We start from the raw sequence: 18,113 nt of genomic DNA on the forward strand, positions 1-18,113 counted from the left end.
AAAAACGCTGCCCACATGGACTTCCCTCTCGCTTCAGACCTTCATGCCGTGCCCTGCATCCTGATGCGGGGTGGCACGTCCCGTGGGCCGTTCTTCCTGGCCAGCGACCTTCCCGCGCAAGTGGCGGAAAGAAATCGCGTGCTGCTGGCCGCCATGGGCAGCCCGGACCCCAGGCAGATCGACGGACTTGGCGGCGCGCACCCCCTGACGAGCAAGGTCGGCATCGTGTCGCGCGGCACACCGGGGCAGGCCGATCTCGACTTCGTCTTTGCGCAGTTGCAACCTGACGCTGACACAGTGGACACCACGCCGAACTGCGGCAACATGCTGGCGGCCGTGGTGCCGTTTGCGCTGGAAAGCGGGCTGATCGCAGCGGCCGGCGATGTCACGCGTGCACGCGTGCTGACCCGCAACACCGGCATGCTGTGCGATATCACCGTGAAGACGCCCGGCGGTGTGCCGCGCTATGCCGGCGACGCGCGCATCGACGGCGTCCCCGGCACGTCCGCCGCGATCGTCATCGACTTCCTGGATACGGCCGGATCGGTGTGCAACAGCCTGCTGCCAACCGGTAATGCTGCGGACACGCTACAGATCCGCGATCCCGCTACAGCCGAGCCGCGCGCCTTGGCCGCCACCCTGATCGACAATGGCATGCCGATGGTGTTGATCCGCGCCGCCGATCTGCAGCGCACCGCCCATGAGAGTGTCCGTGATCTGAATGCCGACACCGCGCTGAAAGCCACGCTCGAGGCGCTGCGGCTGGCCGCCGGGGAACTCATGGGCCTCGGCGACGTGTCGGGAAAGAGCTATCCGAAGATGTGCCTCGTGGCCGCGCCGGCATCGGGCGGCAGCATCGCCACGCGCTGCTTCATTCCGCATGTCTGCCACGAAGCGATTGGTGTGCTCGCCGCCATCACGGTGGGCTCGGCGTGCGTGCTGCGCGGCACGGTGGCTGCCACGCTGGCGGACGTGCGCGGCCCCGGCCCCGTGCATGCCATCAGCGTCGAGCATCCGACTGGCGAGTTCACCGTCGAACTGGAAACCGCACCGGGGAATCCCGACTCGATCATCAGAAGCGCGCTGGTCCGCACGGCGCGTCCCATCATGCGCGGCGAGGTGCTGATACCCGCCAGTGCATGGCCCTCCCACTGACACGTCTCCCGCCATCATGATCATCGATTGCCACGGGCATTTCACGACCGCCCCCAAGTCTCTTGAAGACTGGCGCCAGCGCCAGATCGCCAGCCTCGCCGCCCCGGAACTGACCCCTTTCCCGCAGTCGCTGAAGATCAGCGACGACGAACTCGCGGAAGCCATCACGCGGAACCAGCTGCGCCTGATGCGGGAGCGTGGCAGCGACTTGACGATCTTCTCACCGCGCGCGTCGTTCATGGCGCACCACATCGGCACGTTCGAGACCAGCGCCACCTGGGCGTCGATCTGCAACACGCTCTGCTATCGGGTGAGCCAGCTGTTCCCCGACCATTTCGTCGGGGCGGCGATGCTGCCGCAGTCGCCCGGCGTGGATATCCGCACGTGCATCGCCGAACTGGAACGCTGCGTGCACGAATATGGCTTTGTCGGCGTGAACCTGAATCCGGACCCGTCCGGCGGACACTGGACCTCGCCGCCCCTGTCCGACCCCTACTGGTTCCCGATCTACGAGAAGCTGGTCGAAAACGACCTGCCCGCCATGATCCACGTAAGCACGAGCTGCAATGCGTGCTTCCACACCACCGGCGCCCACTACCTGAATGCGGATACCACCGCGTTCATGCAGGTGCTGACCAGCGACCTGTTCCAGCGCTTTCCCACCCTGAAGTTTGTCATCCCGCACGGCGGCGGCGCCGTGCCCTATCACTGGGGCCGCTTCCGCGGGCTGGCCCAGGAACTGAAGCTGCCTCCGCTCCGGGATCACCTGCTGAACAACGTGTTCTTCGACACCTGCGTCTATCACCAGCCGGGTATCGACCTGCTGACCCGCGTGATTCCGGTGGACAACGTCCTGTTTGCCTCCGAAATGATCGGCGCCGTGCGCGGCATCGATCCGGAAACGGGGCATTACTTCGACGATACGCGCCGCTATATCGACCAGGCCGCGCTATCCGCCGACGAGCGGCACAAGATCTACGAGGGCAATGCGCGCCGCGTCTATCCCAGGCTCGACGCACAACTCAAGGCACGCGGCCGCTAACCCACATACGCCAACCGGAGAACCATCATGCAGTCCCCCCACACACAACTTGGCGTTGTCCAACGCCGCATCGAACGCGCCCCAGCGGAGGCCGTCGAGCGGCTCTCGCGCTTTGGCGTCGCCACCGTGCACGAAGCCATGGGCCGGCTCGGGTTGATGAAGCCGTATATGCGCCCGGTCTACGCGGGGGCCTCCGCGTGCGGCACGGCCGTGACTGTGCTGCTGCAGCCCGGCGACAACTGGATGCTGCACGTCGCGGCGGAATTGATCCAGCCTGGCGACATCGTTATCGCGGCCTGCACGGCGGACAGCACGGACGGCTTCTTCGGCGACCTGCTGGCGACGTCCTATCGCGCGCGCGGCGCCGCAGGCCTCGTCATCGACGGTGGTGTCCGTGACGCACGAGACCTGACCGAGATGAAATTTCCGGTATTCAGCCGGGCTATCCACGCCAAAGGCTGTGCACGCGCCACGCTCGGCTCGGTCAACGTCCCGGTGGTCTGCGCGGGCGCGCTGGTGCAGCCGGGCGACGTGGTGATCGCCGATGACGACGGCGTCGTCGTGGTGCCGGCCGGCTCCGCGATGGCGGTCGCGGAGGCCGCGGAAGCGCGCACGGCCAATGAGGCGGCCAAGCGTCAACGCTTTGCCGCAGGCGAGCTTGGCCTCGACATGTACAACATGCGCGAGACGCTCGCGCGCGCCGGCCTGCGCTACGTGGACTAGCGCGCCGGTTCGCCCGCCTCACGCACACAAGAAGAATTCACAAGGAGGAGATGATCCATGAACCTGCGCCCCCTGGCGTTTTCGCTCGCCGTCGGCATGCCTGCCCTCGCGAGTGCCCAGTCCGTGACCCTGTACGGGGTCGTGGACACGGGCGTCGAGTATGTCAACCACATCGGTACGGCCAGCAATTCCGTCGTGCGGATGCCGAACCTGAGCGGCACCGTGCCGTCGCGCTGGGGCCTGCGGGGCAGCGAGGACCTGGGCAGCGGAATGAAGGCGCAGTTCGTCCTGGAGTCCGGATTCGCGCCGGACAGCGGCACGTCCAACCAGGGCGGCCGCCTGTTCGGCCGGCAGGCGTGGGTAGGTCTCTCCAGCAACTGGGGCCAGGTCAGCTTCGGGCGCCAGTACACCATGCTTTTCTGGGCGACCCTCGATTCGGACATCCTGGGGCCTAACGCCTATGGGTCCAGTTCGCTCGACAACTACCTGCCCAACACCCGCGCCGACAATTCCATTGCGTACAAGGGCAAGTTCGGCGGCTTGACGGTCGGTGCCACGTACAGCTTCGGCCGGGACACCGTCAACGCCGGACCCAGCCCGTCAGGCGCGAACTGCGCGGGCGAAAACCCCGCGGACAGCCGCGCGTGCCGCGAATGGTCGGCCATGTTGACGTACGAGACCAACTGGTGGGGCGTCTCCGCCGCCTATGATTCCCTGCGTGGCGGCCCGGGCGCGTTTGCCGGGCTGACGTCGAGCTCGCTCAAGGACGATCGCATGGCGCTGGGCGGCTACATGCTGGTTGGCAGCGCCAAGGCGGGGCTGGGCTGGATCGCGCGGCGCAACGGCGCGCTGGCCACGCCACGCAGCGACATGTTCTACGGCGGCGTGGCGTACGACATCACGCCGGCCATCACCTTGTCGGGAGAAGCGTACTACCTGCGCTACCACCACAGCGCGGACAAGGCATGGCTCGGCGCCTTGCGGGCGAGCTACGCGTTCTCGAAGCGGACTTCCGTGTACAGCACGGTCGGCTATCTCGACAATCGCGGATCGCTGGCGCTGTCGGTCGACAGTGCCGCCACCGGCGCCACGCCGGTCGCCAGCGGCAACCAGCTCGGCGCGATGGTGGGCGTCAAGCACACGTTCTAAACGACAGGCCGGGATACGGGCGCGAGAAAAATTGGGGCGCGAGCGCGCGGTGGGCCATCCGCCGGGGCGCTCGCCTCGCCCGCGCCATAGCACCCACATCCGACCGGCGGCGCCCGCCTGCATCGGATCGATCGGCGTAAAATCCGGTGCAGCCGGATGCGGGCGTCTCTGCACCCCTCCGGACCCGGCCTAACAGGCCTTTCCCATCATGCAGGCCATGTTGCAGGCCAATTTGCTGGCACAGCATGCAGAGCGTTCCGCCGATCCCCGGAGGGTGCCCGTGCAAGACGATCCCGATGCTCCGCAAGTGTCCCTGGTCGCGGTACGTCCCGGCCGGGAGATTGCAACCAGCCAGCGGCTGTCCTATTTCGTCGGCATCTCGGCGACGACCACCGGTGCACGAGGGTTATCGATGTACCTCGTCGTCGTGCCGCCCGGTGGCCATGCCGAGCCGCACATCCACTGCGAATTCGAGACCGGCATCTACGTGCTGGAAGGCCGCGTCGAAACCCGCTACGGCCCCGGACTCCGCCAGTCGGTCATCACCGAGCCCGGCGAATTCCTGTTTATCCCGCCCGGCGTGCCGCATCAGCCATTCAACCTGAGCGCGACGATGCCGGCCCGGGCCATCGTCGCGCGCAACCGCCCCGACGAGCACGAGCAGGTCATCCCCTACGATCCCTCCGCCGACGCCTAGGCTCGCCGTCCCGACGCGGCTTACCTCAGTACTTCCCCCACGTGGTTCGCCGGCGCATTAGTTATACAGTAGAACAATATTGCGGCGGCGCCGAAGGCGCACGCCCATGCCATCCGCGCCGTGGAGGAGACCATGAAGATCGCAATTGCTGGCGGCGGCATCGGCGGGCTCACGCTCGCCCTCCTGTGTCATCAGAAAGGCATCGAGGTCGACGTGTGGGAGGCCAGCGAGCCGCTGCGTCCGCTTGGCGTCGGCATCAACCTGCTGCCGCACGCGGTACGCGAGCTCGCGTCGCTGGGGCTGCAGGACGCGTTGACCGAGATCGCCATCGAAACGGCTTCGCTGTCCTACTACAACAAGTTCGGGCAACTGATCTGGCATGAACCGCGCGGCCGTGCGGCGGGCTATGAGTGGCCGCAGTTCTCGGTGCATCGCGGCGAATTCCAGATGCTGCTCCATGACACCGCCGTGAGGCGGCTTGGCGCGGACCGGATTCATACCGGCCATGCGATCGAATCGGTGCTCGCCGAGGGCGGCGGCAAGTCTGGCGATCGTGCGCGGTTCCTGCTGCGGCGGCGCGCGGACGGCGCGGCCGTGGAGGCGGAAGCCGATGTGCTGGTGGGGGCCGATGGCATCCACTCCGCCGTGCGCCGCCATTTCTACCCCGCTGGCGATGCGCCGCGTTTTTCGCGGCGGCTGCTGTGGCGCGCCACCACGGAGGCCGAGCCATACCTCGACGGGCGCTCGATGTTCATGGCGGGCCATCAGGACCAGAAGTTCGTCGCGTATCCGATTTCGGAGCCGCTCCGCAAGGCAGGCCGTTCGCGGATCAACTGGATTGCCGAACTACGCGTCCCCGACGACTATCCCGATACGCCGCCGCGCAGCGACTGGAACCGGCAGGTCGACAAATCCGTGTTCCGCGCCGCGTTCGAAGACTGGCACTGGGGCTGGATCGACATTCCCGCGCTGATCGATGGCGCGGAGGCCATCTATGAATTCCCGATGGTGGACAAGGACGGCCTGCCGCGCTGGACCTTCGGGCGCGTCACGCTGCTGGGCGACGCGGCGCATCCGATGTACCCGATCGGCTCGAATGGCAGCGCGCAAGCCATCGTCGACGCGCGCTATCTTGCCGATTGCCTGACAGGCCACGTCGACCTCGACTATGCGCTGCGCGAGTACGAGGCCGAGCGCCTGCCGCGTACGGCGGGCATCGTGCTGCGCAATCGCATGAACGGCCCCGAGCAGGTCATGCAGCTCGCGGAACAACGCGCCCCGCGCGGATTCACGACGATCGAGGACGTGATCCCGCGCACGGAACTCGAAGCCATTGCCCAGCGCTACAAGAACCTCGCCGGCTTCGACCGGCAGCAGTTGCAGTCGAGCCAGCCCGGCGCAGCGCAGACGTCGTAGCTCGTGTCGCAGCGCTCGCCAGATCGCCAGTCAAACCCGACAAGAAAGACGAAAGGAAACTTCATGCCCCCTCGCCCGATCCGTGGCGCACTCAGCACGCTGACCGCCCTGTCCATCCTGTCCCTGGCATCGGGCGCGGCGCGCGCCGATGTCACCGTCGGCGTCAGCATCTCCTCCACTGGCCCGTCCGCCTCGCTCGGCATTCCGCAGAAGAACACCATGCCTTACCTGCCGGAGACGATCGCGGGCGAGAAGATTCGCTACATCGTGATGGATGACGCCTCCGACCCGACGCAAGGCACCAAGGTCGCACGCCGCTTTGTAAGCGAAGACAAGGTCGACATCATTCTCGGATCGTCGTCGGTCGCGCCCTCCATCGCCATCTCCGAGGTCGCCGACGAAAACCAGACCGTCCAGCTGGCCTTCTCGCCCATCGAACTCAAACCCGGACGTGGCGCGTGGACGTTCCGCCTGGCGCAGCCGGTAAAACTGATGGCCGACGCCGTGGCGGCGACGGCACATGCCAACGGCGTCAAGACCGTGGCATTCATCGGCTTTGCCGACGCCTATGGCGAAACATGGCTCAAGGAATTCACCGGCGCGGCCGCTGCCAACAGCATCCGCGTGGTGGCGACCGAACGCTACGCGCGGTCTGATACCAGCGTCACCGCACAAGTCCTGAAGCTGATGGCCGCACGGCCCGACGCCATGCTGATCGCCGGTGCCGGCACCGGCGCGGCGCTGCCCCACACCACACTGCGCGAGCGCGGCTACACCGGACCGGTCTATCACACGCACGGCGCGGCCACGCGGGACCTGATCCGGATCGGTGGCAAGGCGGTCAATGGCGCCATCCTGCCGGCCGGCCCGGTCATCGTGGCGGAGCAACTGTCCGCCGACAACGTCGTCAGGAAGCCGGGCCTGGACTACGTCACCCGCTATGAAAAACAGTACGGACCGGAGACCCGCACGCAGTTCGGCGCCCACCCCTATGATGCGGGCCTGGTGCTGCAGCGGGTCGTCCCGGTGGCACTGAAGCGCGCCAAACCCGGAACGCCCGAGTTCCGCAAGGCCCTGAAGGACGCGCTGGAGAGCGAGCGCAATATCGTGGTGTCGCACGGTGTGCTGAACTACACGGCGCAGGACCATTTCGGATTCGATGCGCGCGGCAGGGTGATGCTCACGATCGACAACGGCAACTGGAAGCTCATCCCATGAACGCCAGCCCGCTTGCGACGGTGGCGCTGCCGGCGCCCACGCTCGAACATGTCGCCGATTTCCGGCTGGACGTCGCGCCGGCGACGGAGGTCGGTGACGGGCCGCTCGGCCACCGGCGCGTGATTCCCATCTTGTCGGGCACGGTGTCCGGGCCACGGCTGAATGGCCGCGTCCTGCCGGGCGGCGCGGATTTCCAGTTGATTCGCCATGACGCGGGCGACGGCATCACCACCGCCGAGATCGAGGCACGCTACGTCCTGGAGACGACGGACGGTGCCAGGATCTATATCGTCAACGCGGGGGTGCGCAGCGCGGCGAGCACAGTCATCGCGCAGCTGAATCGCGGCGAAACCGTGGATCCCGCGAGGATCTACTTCCGCACCGCGCCGCGCTTCGAGACCGCCGCGCCGCACTATCTCTGGCTGACGCAACATCTGTTCGTCGCCACGGGCGCGCGCTACCCGGACCGGGTGGAGTTGCGCTACTTCCTAGTCCGATAACCCACGCGCACGGCGAAATCATGGCGGCCACAGTCAAGACGCGCGGCAAGACCCGCGACCCGCTCGCCCCCGATCCCGCGCTGGACACTGGAGAAGCCGGGCATTTCGATCCGCATGTGCCACACGTCGACTACGGTGTGCTGGACACGCTGGTCGGCTACGCGATTCGCCGGGCCCAGATCCGCATCTACGAAGACTTCGTCACATCCCTGGCGGCCTGGCAGATCACCCCGCCGCGTTTTTCCGCGCTGCAGATCATCGCGGGCAATCCGCACCTGAAGCTGACGGACCTAGCACAGATCCTCGGCATCGCGCGATCCGGCGCGGTGCTGCTGGTCGATGCGCTGGAATCGATGAAGCTCGTGGCCCGCCGCCCGTCGCCGACCGACCGACGCGCCTACAGCCTGGTGCTCACACCCGCCGGGCGCAAGACGCTCGCCGCGGCCACGGAAGCCGTGTGCGAACACGATGCGCGCATATCGGCGCAACTCACGGCTGACGAAAAATGCGTGCTGCAAACGCTGCTGGAAAAGCTGGCCCCTGCCCAGTCGGCCGGCCGGCCCTGAACGCCTGCGTCGCATTCGCCCCTTTTGCGGCTCCGCCCCCCGGGCGCGCGGAGCCCGCTTCTCCAAACCGGGTGCATCCATCACATCCATGTTAATTCAATAAATTTCACAGACTGATTGCGTATCGTGACGCCATCAGCGGACGGCGGCGCCTAGACTTTGTCCATCGGCTCCGGCACCGCAACACATAGCAACCCCAGCGGCGCCAGGCCATCCCGATCGAATCATTCAATCGTTTTGAGGCAAAGACATCATGACCGCTTCCACCACGCAGATCGCCATCGTCTACCACAGCGGCTACGGCCACACCGCCCGGCAAGCCCAGGCCGTCGCCCGCGGCGCAGCCGGCGTGCCCGGCGCGGAAAGCCTGCTGATCAGCGTCGACGAGATCGACCAGCACTGGGACACGCTGGAAGGCGTGGATGCCATCATCTTCGGCGCGCCGACCTACATGGGCAGTGCGTCCGCGCAGTTCAAGGGCTTCATGGATGCCACGTCCCGGAATGTGTTTGCCAAGGGCGGCAAGTGGGCCAACAAGCTGGCGGCGGGCTTCACAAACGCCGCGTCGCGGTCTGGCGACAAGCTCAACACGCTGCAACAGATGTCGATCTTCGCCGCGCAGCACGGCATGCACTGGGTCAACCTGGGCCTGCCTCCCGGGCACAACAACTCCCAGTCCACCGAGGACACCCTGAATCGCCACGGCTTCTTCCTGGGTGCGGCAGCCCAGTCGGACGCCGACGTCAGCGCCGAGGTGGCCCCGCCGCCGGCCGACCTGCGCACCGCCGAACACCTGGGCGCACGCGTCGCGCAAGTGGCCCAGCAACTGGCCGCCGGCCGCGAGGCACTGGCCACGCTGAAGAAGGCCGCCTGATCCCCTCACATCCCTCAGATCCCATCTGACCTCCCGCGCCCTAGGCGCCCTCCCGGGCGTCTCGGGCGCGGACTTGCGACGGGCCATCGTCCATCAGAGCACGCTGACCACCGTCGCGGCGACGAGCGATGCCGTCGCGGCCGCCAGCGGTGCGGCGAATGCATGGCCGGGACGCACCAGCACGCTTGCGGCAATCGGCCCGGCGATCTGTCCGATGCCATAGGCCGCCGTCAGCACCGCCACCAGGTTGTGGCGAACGCGCGGCGCCAGATGCTTCGCCGCCGACATCACGATCGTCACCGTTCCCATGAAAGTCCCACCCACCAGCAGCGCGCTGCCCAGGTAGCCTGCCCGCGATGGCAGGAGCACGGGCAGGATCACGCCGAACGCCTGCACCATCAGATTGAACGCCAGCGCACGCTTTGTGCCGACCTGCTTCTGGACGACATGCCACAGATAGCAGGACGGTGCCGCGCAGAGACCGAAGACCGCCCAGACGTGAACGGGATCGACGGATCCGAATGCATCCCGGACGAACAGCGGCAGATAGGTGGCCGTGATGATGTAGCCAAACCCGGCCAGCCCGTAGGCCATCGTGAGCATCCAGGGCTGAGGCAGGCCGGAGACCTCGCCATGACCCGATCCGGGCGCGGTAACGGGCGATGGCAGGAATCGCCCGAGGACTGGCCACGCGAGAACCATCGGCAGCGCCGCCGCCACCGCAAGCAGTATCCACATTCCCCCACTGGACAGGCCCGCGACATTGCCCCTGGCGATCAATTCGGCCGATACCGTGATGCCCGCGCCCACGCCGGCAAACAGCAATGGCGCGCCGCGAGAGCTGCCCATCACGCCGAAGAGCCACACCGAGGCGGACACCATCGAGAACGCGCTCAGTACGCCGGCCACGAAGCGGATGGCGATGATGGCCGACGGCGGCATCGGTATGGCGAGCGCGAGCATCGCAACCACCGTCCCCGCCAGCGCCAGGCGACACAGCTGGGCGGCCCGGGTCTCGGGAACGCGGCTGGCGAGCAGCGCGCCAGCCAGATAGCCGGCATAGTTCGCGGATGCCGCCAGCGAGCCCGCCGTCACGCTCAGCACGTGGTCGCGGACCATCAGCGGATAGATGGCGGTGAACGCGAACCGGCCGAACCCCATGGCGACCGCCAGCACCAGCGCGGCGGAAACGGTGGCCATCGACAAGCCCGCAGGGACATGGCCGGCGGTCGACGCCGGCGCGGTGGATTCTGATCTGGACACGATGCAACTCGCGAAGGAAAGCCTTTAGTCTGCAGAATGGGCAGGAAAGCGCGGCACGACGTATTCGGCCAGTTCTTCCAGCACCTTGCCCGCCGGACGGCTGCCGTACTTCAGGTTGAACAGGACGTGGTTGGCCCCGACGTGCTCGAGAAACTCCAGATGCTTCAATAGCCAGTTCCGGCCGAGCCGATGTCCGCCGTGAATGGGCGTGGGCATTTCATTGGGGTTCTCCACCAGGTCGATATGGTAGGGCTGCGCAAACGGCTTGAATGCGCCCGGCGCGGCCACTTCCACGGCCTGATGCCAGCTCCGGATCAGGTCCGCTTGCACGTCGTAGCGTCGCGGATAGGTGATCCAGCCATCGGCCTGACTTGCGATCCACTCGATCGACTGCTGACTGTTGCCAGTCACGATCAGCGGGACCCGCCTGGCCACCGGCTTCGGCACCAGGTCCGCACCGCTCAGCACGCCATAGCTGCCGGCGATCTCGGGAAAACTCTCGCCCCAGGCAGTCTTCAGATAGCCGACCTGCTCGCGGAACAGTTCTCCGCGTTGTTCGCGGGAAACGCCGAACGCGGGGAACTCGACCTCACGGTCTCCCGATGCGATGCCGAGCACGAAGCGCCCGTCCGTCAGTCGATCGACACTTGCGGCGGCCTTCGCGGTGTGCAGCGGATGCCTGAGCGGCAGCACGATTGCGGCGGTAAAGAGCGAGATCGATTCGGTTTGCGCGGCCGCGTAGCCGAGCCACGTCCAGGGATCGTAGATCTGTCCGAGATCGCCGAAGCCGGGATCGCGGAGCGGAACGTCACGCACCCCCAGTGCCGCGAATCCAGCCTGCTCGGCACGCTTCGCCAGCGCAATCTGGTTGCGCATGGTCGGTGCGTCGCCCGCGTATGACTCGATCGCGAACAGCACGCCAAGCGTCAGCCGCCCCGGCTTGAACATGCGTGAGAAGCCATTGCCCGACTGCGGCTCGAGAGCGGTGGAAGGGGTCAGCATGACGACCCCCAATCGGCCATCGCGCAAGTCGAGGCAAGCCCGCGCACGAAGGTGTAGGGGACTTCGTCCAATGCGGCGACGTCCGGCCGCCATGATGTGGGCAGTTCATCGGCCCAGTGGCTGGCAGAGGGGGTGGCGCTGATGGAATGCGTCGGCCCCGAGTGATTTCCGTAGTGGTCCATGATGATCGAGTGGCAACGTGAATGGAAACTCGTGCCCCCGGGACTGCAATCTGCTTGCGCTCAAGGGCGGCGCGTTGAACCCATTCTGGTCGGTCGACGCCGGAAGATCATCGTGGTGAGGCGAAATTGATTTGTTCCACCGTGTATAGGGTGGACTTTCGGGAAGCGCCGGCATGTCTGCGCGCAGGCCCGATCCCGCACCTGCGCGCATCACGCGGCGTGCCGCGCCAGTGGCGTTCAGGCCCGTTTCGCCTGGAACGGAAAGCCGTCGGCGAACTGCGCACGGAGGTATGTGACGAACTGGCCCACCGCGCGCGGTACGTGGGGGGTGTAGGGGCGCACGAGATAGAGCTGGTCGGCAAAGGCCCCCATGGCGTGCCAGTCCTGCAGGATCGGCACCAGCTTGCCGGACACAATGGCCGCCTGGGCCGTGAAATCGGGCAGGAGCGCGATGCCGAGCCCCGCCAGCGCGGCGTCGCGCAGCGCCTCGCTGTTGTTGGCCGCGAAGGGGCCGGACACCTTGAGGGAAAACCGGTCCTGCCCCGCCTTGCGCGTGCGCCGCTCGAACGACCATGTCGCCTCGCCGCCGAGCCGCGGATAGTAGAGGCACTCGTGATCGGAGAGATCCGCCGGCGACTGCGGCGTGCCCCGCCGGCGCAGATAGTCGCGCGTGGCCACCACGACCGACCGCGATTCGCACAGCTTGATGGCCACGTGGGTGTCCGGCGCACCCGCGCTATGCCGGATCGCCAGATCGAAGCCCTCCGTGGCCAGCGACGCGATGCGGTCCGACAAGTCGATCTCCACACGGATCTCGGGATTCTCCGCCAGGAACGCCGGCAACTTCTGAATCAGCTGCTGTCGGGCGAAGGCGACGGGCGCCGTCACGCGCACCAGTCCGCGCGCGGCACCGGCCTGGTCGCGGATGGAGGCAAAGCTCAGCGCAATCTCGTCATAGTGCTGCCGCGTGCCCTCCACGAGGCGCAGACCCGCCTCGGTCAGCCTCACGCTGCGCGTGGTCCTGCTCACCAGCGGAATACCCGCGATGCGCTCCAGCTCCGCGATGCGCTGGCTCATCGCGGCCTTGCTGACGCCCAGGCGCGCTGCCGCCTGCGTATAGCTGCCGTTCTCGGCAAGGACGACGAGCCAGTGAAGGTGCGTCCACAACCCTTCTATTTTTCGCTGATCCATACGGTGATCGTTCACGTATCAAAACAATGAGTTAAATCATACCGCCTTCCGCTCCACACGGTATCTCCCTAGACTGCATCCATTCCTACAGCACAGCAACGGAGGCAAGTCATGAGAAGCTACGAAGACGCGCGCGATGTCGACCACTTCATCCACGGCAAGCGTACGGCGGGTTCCGGTACGCGCAGCCGGCCGGTGTTCAATCCGGCCACCGGCAAGCCGGCACGCCAGCTGCTGCTGGGCAACGTCGCCGATGTCGACACCGCCGTGCGCAGCGCCAGCCAGGCCTTCCCCGCATGGAGCAACACCCCGCCCATTCGCCGCGCGCGGATCATGCTGAAGTTCCTGGAGCTGATGAACCGTCATCGCGACGAACTGGCGGCGATCATCACCGCCGAGCACGGCAAGGTGTTCTCCGATGCGCAGGGCGAAGTATCTCGCGGCATCGACGTCATCGAGTTTGCCTGCGGCATTCCGCAGCTGCTCAAGGGCGACTACACGGAACAGGTTTCCACCGGCATGGACAACTGGACCGTGCGTCAGGCGCTGGGCGTCGTGGCCGGCATCACGCCGTTCAACTTCCCATGCATGGTGCCGTGCTGGATGTTCCCGGTGGCCATCGCCGCCGGCAACACGTTCATCCTGAAGCCCAGCGAGCGCGATCCCTCCGCCTCACTGCTCATGGCCGAGCTGCTCAAGGAAGCCGGGCTGCCGGACGGCGTATTCAACGTAGTCCAGGGCGACAAGGAAGTGGTCGACGCACTGCTGCAGCACCCGGAAGTGCGCGCGGTGAGCTTCGTCGGTTCCACGCCCATCGCCCGCTACATCTACGAGACCGGCGCGCACTACGGCAAGCGTGTGCAGGCGCTGGGCGGCGCGAAGAACCACATGGTCGTCATGCCGGATGCGGACATCGACCAGGCGGTGGATGCGCTGGTGGGCGCCGGCTACGGCTCCGCGGGCGAACGCTGCATGGCGATCTCGGTCGCCGTGCTGGTCGGCGACGTCGCGGACAAGATCGTCGACAAGCTGGCCGAGCGCGCACGCAACCTCGTGGTCGGCAACGGCATGAACCCGGCATCGGAAATGGGCCCGATTGTCGCGAAGGAAGCGCTGGAGCGCATCGAAGGGTATATCGGCCTGGGCGTCGAAGAAGGCGCGAAGCTGGTTGTCGATGGACGGAAGTTTGTCGTCGACGGCCACGAAGAAGGCTTCTTCACCGGCGGCACGCTGTTTGACCACGTGACGCCCGAGATGCGCATCTACAAGGAAGAGATCTTCGGACCGGTGCTGGCGTGCGTGCGCGTGAAGGACTTCAGCGAGGCCGTCGACCTGGTCAACGCGCACGAATTCGGCAACGGGGTCGCGTGCTACACCCGCGATGGCCATATCGCCCGCGAGTTCGGCCGCAGGATTCAGGTCGGCATGGTTGGCATCAATGTGCCGATCCCCGTGCCGATGGCGTGGCATGGCTTCGGCGGCTGGAAGAACAGCCTGTTCGGCGACATGCACGCCTACGGCGAAGAGGGCGTCCGCTTCTACACCAAGCAGAAGTCCATCATGCAACGCTGGCCCGAAAGCACGGAAAAGGGCGCGGAATTCGCGATGCCGACCGCCAAGTAATCCTCATCGCGCCGGGCCGCATGGCCCGCGCTGGCATCGGCCAGCCATGCGAGCCGCCAGATCCCTTCGGGGCCTGGCGGCTTGTTGTTTCATGACGTGCCGCTCGGGCGCGCGCTCTCCTGCCGTCTCGTCAGGTGTCACGCGATGGCGTGGCGTCTGCGGAGCCAGCCAAGGCGTTCAGTCAGCCGGAGTTTCCAGCCGTCGGCCAATCCAGGCACCGCGATCAGTGCCTCCAGGTCTTCCGGGTCGGGCCGGTGAGTGAGCTGCAAGCGCCAGAACGCGTCGATGGAGAATCGCTCCGTCGTCCGATCCGTCAGTTCGATCACGTCACCGGGCGTGATGACACCGTCGCCCAGCACCCGGTAATACCAGCCGGTGATGCGCTCCTTCGCGACGACCAGGGACATGTCGTCGGTATTGAAGCGATGATTGATCTTCCAGCACGGGCTGCGTGGCTGGGATACCTGAACCGTTGCAGTGCCAATCCTGAATACATCGCCAATATGGACATTCCATTCAGTCAGGCCATCGGTGGAGAGATTTTCGCCAATCGCGCCGGGAATCAATTCCGCCTCGCAATCGGGAAAATGCTGCGCCAGTCTCTTATAGCTCTCGGCAGCAAAGTGATGAATGGCTTTCTCGGGCCCGCCGTGAACCCGTCGGTCGACCTGTACGTCTCCGGCAATACCCTGGGCGGATACCGCTACCGGCACATGTGACCGGTTCTTGAATATCCCGCTGCGCTGACCTTCCCCGCCGAGAATGCCAGTGCCTCCGGCAAAAATAGCCGTGACAGCCGATTTCAACTCCACATTTGCCATGAATACTCCGGGGTATATCAGTCACACCGTATTTGAAAAAATGATCGGAAAAACCGGCATGAATCATTGCCGACCTAGTGTACTCCCTGATTTACCATCACTCATGATTATTTATAATCATAAGATCCATCATCAGGTGGAATACTTGGGAAGGGTGAGACATGGAACTGCGTCAGCTACGGATGTTCTGTGCGGTGGCCGAGCAAGGCAGCTTCACCGCAGCCGCCGAGAAGGTGCATTGCGTGCAGTCGAACGTCACGATGCGCGTGAAGGAGCTTGAGTCCGAGCTGAAGCAGCCCTTGTTTATCCGCCATAAGAGCGGCACCACGCTGACCTCCGCCGGCAAGACGTTCCTGGGCTATGCCCAGAAAATCCTCCAACTCACCGATGAGAGCCGGAGCGCACTGCTGGACACCGAGACGCCCACCGGAACCCTGCAATTGGGCTCCATGGAAACCACTGCGGCGGTACGGCTGCCAAAGGTGCTCACGCGATATCGGGAAGAATTTCCCCAGGTCCAACTCTCGCTGACGACGGGCACGACGGTCGAACTGATCAAGGCCGTTGAAAGCCACCGCATCGACGGCGCCTTTGTCGGGGGATTCCATCAAAATCCCCTGCTCCATCAGGAGAAAATCATCGACGAGGAACTGGTGCTGGTCAGCAGCAACAAGTACCAGACCTTTGATCGCCTCGCCAACGACATGGCACAGCAGACCATCCTGGTATTCAGGACCGGCTGTTTCTATCGGTCGACGCTGGAGCAATGGCTTTACCATGCGGGCCTGATTCCGGGCCAGATCCTGGAGTTGGGCACCCTTGACGGCATCCTCTCGTGCGTTGCGGCCGGCATGGGCGTCACCATCCTGCCGAAAACCGTGGTGGAAAACCTGAGCGCCCAGGCATTGATCAGCTGCCACAAGCTGCCTCCCGAATTCGCGAACGTTGCCACCGTTTTTGTCCGAAGAAAGGACGCCTTCGAGACGTCCGCGCTGCGGGCCCTTGTCGGCATGGCGCACGCGCAGTTCATGACCGGCGCGGGCGCTGCCGGCTAACGCACCAGACAAAAACGCCCCGGTACCGGGGCGTGCATCCGAAATACGGTTCGATGTGCGGTCCCGCGTGAAATGCCCGGGGACCGCACGTCGTCATGACAATACTGTTTCGGCTTCCTCGCGGCGGGCCGGCAACCAGGGCGTGAAACCCTCGGCGAGTTCCGCCACCCGCTCACGCGCCGGAACGACACTGTCGATCTTGCCGACACCCTGCCCGGCATAGAGGGACAGCTTCTCCGCCATCTCCGGTTTATCGATTACCCGGGCGCCACCACCGACAAATCGAATCAGATTCCACTTTCGCCGATTCGGGATGACCCGGTGCGGCGTGCCGAATTTCCAGCCGAAGGAGTATCCCGTTCGATATTCGGTATCGTCGGTCGTCGCCTCGACAATCTTCTTCTTGTAGAGGTCGTGCGCCAGCGATTCGTCGCTGGCAACAAATGCGGTGCCAACCCACACGCCGGAAGCGCCGACCTCGACCGCCGCACGCACATCGGCCCTGTTGGTAATACCCCCCGCCGCCAGCACCGGGCGCCCCCGGGACACCGCAACCAGTGCGGGCACCAGCGATAACACGCCGATGGTCCCTTGATTCAGGTGTCCGCCGCCTTCCGCACCCTGGGCGACGATCATGTCGGCGCCCTGTTCGATGGCCTCCCTGGCGAGCTTGACCGAGCCAACTTGCACGACCACGACAATCCCCGCGTCTTTCGCCCGGGGAATCATCTCCTTGAAATCGCCATAAAACAGCGAAACGACTTTGGGCTTCTCTTCCAGGATGACGCGGAACTGGGCCTCGAATACCTCCGGTCCGCCGAACGACGGGACGATATTCACGCCAAACGGCTTGTCCGTCAGTTCCCGGGTTTCGCGAATCCACCTGCGCAATGCCAGTGGTGGCAGGCGCAGTCCGCCAAGGTGTCCCAACCCGCCGGCCTCGGAAACGGCCGCAGTAAGCCGCGGACCGGATATTCCTGCCATGCCCGCCTGAAAGACGGGATATTGAATTCCACACAGCTCGGTCGCGAGGTTCCTAGGCATCGTCAGTTGTCTCTCGTGTTTCATGGCATCAAAGCTCCACCCGTTTGCCCAGCATGCGCCGCACCGTATCGTTCTTCAGCACAAAATGGTGTTTGACGGCACCAAAGATATGCAGCGCCAGGCCGGCCATAAATGCATACGCGCCGATCTTGTGAAGCAGCCGCGCGACTTGTTCAACCTCCGCGTTGGGGCGGATCAGCGCGGGGAGCACGATGCCGCCGGGCAGCGTGATCGCCTTGCCGGCAGCAGACATCATCAGCCAGCCGTCCAATGGCAACAGCACGGGCGCAAGGGCCAGCCCGACGGCCACCGAGCGACTGACCATCACCTCGATGGGATTAGGCGACCCAATCGGCAGCGGATGATAGGACGACAAGCGGGCCCACAAGCGGTAGATCGAGATAATGAAAATGACCACGCCTGCAATGCTGTGGAGGTAGACCATGCCGGCCTTGCCGCCTGCGTCTCCATATGTGGCGGAAAGCCCGGACCAGATCATCCATGCCGCAAGGCCTGCCACGATCCAATGAATCAAAATGGTGATGGGAGAGAATCCCAACCCGGTATCACGAAGTTTCATGGTGACTCCTCG

General features: G+C 65.3%; 18 protein-coding genes. 12 read left to right on the plus strand and 6 right to left on the minus strand.

The features are described 5' to 3' along the window. Window positions 1-15: 15 nt before the first annotated feature. The 10 genes from AC1DOX_RS09245 (at window position 16) to AC1DOX_RS09290 (ending at window position 9,340) form a co-directional block, all read left to right on the plus strand. Window positions 16-1,155: a 4-oxalomesaconate tautomerase gene (locus tag AC1DOX_RS09245; protein WP_441616368.1), complete on the plus strand. Its 1,140-nt coding sequence runs from the start codon at window positions 16-18 to the stop codon at window positions 1,153-1,155. 16 nt (window positions 1,156-1,171) lie between these two features. Further along, window positions 1,172-2,197 carry an amidohydrolase family protein gene (locus AC1DOX_RS09250; RefSeq protein WP_441616366.1) on the plus strand — a complete coding sequence of 342 codons (1,026 nt, stop codon included), beginning with the start codon at window positions 1,172-1,174 and terminating at the stop codon, window positions 2,195-2,197. A gap of 27 nt (window positions 2,198-2,224) precedes the next feature. Beyond that, window positions 2,225-2,920 (plus strand): 4-carboxy-4-hydroxy-2-oxoadipate aldolase/oxaloacetate decarboxylase, encoded by a 696-nt coding sequence (gene ligK, locus AC1DOX_RS09255; RefSeq protein ID WP_441616364.1) that lies wholly within the window; start codon window positions 2,225-2,227, stop codon window positions 2,918-2,920. A 57-nt stretch (window positions 2,921-2,977) separates the two neighbouring features. Continuing rightward, window positions 2,978-4,069: a porin gene (locus AC1DOX_RS09260; RefSeq protein ID WP_441616362.1), complete on the plus strand. Its 1,092-nt coding sequence runs from the start codon at window positions 2,978-2,980 to the stop codon at window positions 4,067-4,069. 280 nt (window positions 4,070-4,349) lie between these two features. Further along, the gene (locus tag AC1DOX_RS09265) at window positions 4,350-4,766 is read left to right on the plus strand and encodes a cupin domain-containing protein (RefSeq protein WP_441616360.1); all 417 of its coding nucleotides are present in this window, start codon (window positions 4,350-4,352) and stop codon (window positions 4,764-4,766) included. A gap of 132 nt (window positions 4,767-4,898) precedes the next feature. Then, window positions 4,899-6,182 (plus strand): flavin-dependent oxidoreductase, encoded by a 1,284-nt coding sequence (locus AC1DOX_RS09270; RefSeq protein ID WP_441616358.1) that lies wholly within the window; start codon window positions 4,899-4,901, stop codon window positions 6,180-6,182. Window positions 6,183-6,245: 63 nt separating this feature from the next. Continuing rightward, a complete protein-coding gene (locus AC1DOX_RS09275) occupies window positions 6,246-7,400 on the plus strand; it encodes an ABC transporter substrate-binding protein (protein ID WP_441616356.1) in 1,155 nt (384 codons plus the stop codon). After that, window positions 7,397-7,900 (plus strand): DUF3237 domain-containing protein, encoded by a 504-nt coding sequence (locus AC1DOX_RS09280; protein ID WP_441616354.1) that lies wholly within the window; start codon window positions 7,397-7,399, stop codon window positions 7,898-7,900. Before AC1DOX_RS09275 ends, AC1DOX_RS09280 begins: the two co-directional genes overlap by 4 nt. 20 nt (window positions 7,901-7,920) lie before the next feature. Next, window positions 7,921-8,466 carry a MarR family winged helix-turn-helix transcriptional regulator gene (locus AC1DOX_RS09285; protein WP_441616352.1) on the plus strand — a complete coding sequence of 182 codons (546 nt, stop codon included), beginning with the start codon at window positions 7,921-7,923 and terminating at the stop codon, window positions 8,464-8,466. 253 nt (window positions 8,467-8,719) lie between these two features. Continuing rightward, the gene (locus AC1DOX_RS09290) at window positions 8,720-9,340 is read left to right on the plus strand and encodes a flavodoxin family protein (protein ID WP_441616350.1); all 621 of its coding nucleotides are present in this window, start codon (window positions 8,720-8,722) and stop codon (window positions 9,338-9,340) included. 93 nt (window positions 9,341-9,433) lie between these two features. Here AC1DOX_RS09290 and AC1DOX_RS09295 read toward each other — a convergent pair whose 3' ends face one another. The 3 genes from AC1DOX_RS09295 to AC1DOX_RS09305 all read right to left on the minus strand — a co-directional run bounded on the left by AC1DOX_RS09295 (window position 9,434) and on the right by AC1DOX_RS09305 (window position 12,978). After that, window positions 9,434-10,603 (minus strand): YbfB/YjiJ family MFS transporter, encoded by a 1,170-nt coding sequence (locus AC1DOX_RS09295; RefSeq protein ID WP_477101254.1) that lies wholly within the window; start codon window positions 10,601-10,603, stop codon window positions 9,434-9,436. 24 nt (window positions 10,604-10,627) lie between these two features. Further along, window positions 10,628-11,605 (minus strand): LLM class oxidoreductase, encoded by a 978-nt coding sequence (locus tag AC1DOX_RS09300; RefSeq protein WP_441616346.1) that lies wholly within the window; start codon window positions 11,603-11,605, stop codon window positions 10,628-10,630. Window positions 11,606-12,024: 419 nt separating this feature from the next. Then, the gene (locus tag AC1DOX_RS09305; protein WP_441616344.1) at window positions 12,025-12,978 is read right to left on the minus strand and encodes a LysR family transcriptional regulator; all 954 of its coding nucleotides are present in this window, start codon (window positions 12,976-12,978) and stop codon (window positions 12,025-12,027) included. A gap of 111 nt (window positions 12,979-13,089) precedes the next feature. On the opposite strand from AC1DOX_RS09305, the gene AC1DOX_RS09310 reads away from it, so the two are divergent. After that, on the plus strand, window positions 13,090-14,601 hold the full coding sequence (locus AC1DOX_RS09310; protein WP_441616342.1) for a CoA-acylating methylmalonate-semialdehyde dehydrogenase: 1,512 nt from the start codon (window positions 13,090-13,092) through the stop codon (window positions 14,599-14,601). A gap of 137 nt (window positions 14,602-14,738) precedes the next feature. Here the strand turns inward: AC1DOX_RS09310 and AC1DOX_RS09315 are convergent, their stop codons facing one another. Beyond that, window positions 14,739-15,422, minus strand: coding sequence for an MOSC domain-containing protein (locus AC1DOX_RS09315; RefSeq protein WP_441616340.1), 684 nt, complete (start codon window positions 15,420-15,422; stop codon window positions 14,739-14,741). A 161-nt stretch (window positions 15,423-15,583) separates the two neighbouring features. On the opposite strand from AC1DOX_RS09315, the gene AC1DOX_RS09320 reads away from it, so the two are divergent. Beyond that, window positions 15,584-16,477, plus strand: a complete 894-nt coding sequence (locus AC1DOX_RS09320) for a LysR family transcriptional regulator (RefSeq protein ID WP_441616338.1) — start codon at window positions 15,584-15,586, stop codon at window positions 16,475-16,477. Between the two features lie 93 nt (window positions 16,478-16,570). On the opposite strand, the gene AC1DOX_RS09325 is transcribed toward AC1DOX_RS09320, so the two are convergent. Next, window positions 16,571-17,545 carry an NAD(P)H-dependent flavin oxidoreductase gene (locus AC1DOX_RS09325; RefSeq protein ID WP_092137048.1) on the minus strand — a complete coding sequence of 325 codons (975 nt, stop codon included), beginning with the start codon at window positions 17,543-17,545 and terminating at the stop codon, window positions 16,571-16,573. Between the two features lie 4 nt (window positions 17,546-17,549). Further along, on the minus strand, window positions 17,550-18,101 hold the full coding sequence (locus AC1DOX_RS09330) for a cytochrome b (protein ID WP_441616335.1): 552 nt from the start codon (window positions 18,099-18,101) through the stop codon (window positions 17,550-17,552). Window positions 18,102-18,113 lie beyond the last annotated feature (12 nt).

The sequence above is a fragment of the Cupriavidus sp. 01L415 genome, assembly GCF_056400065.1.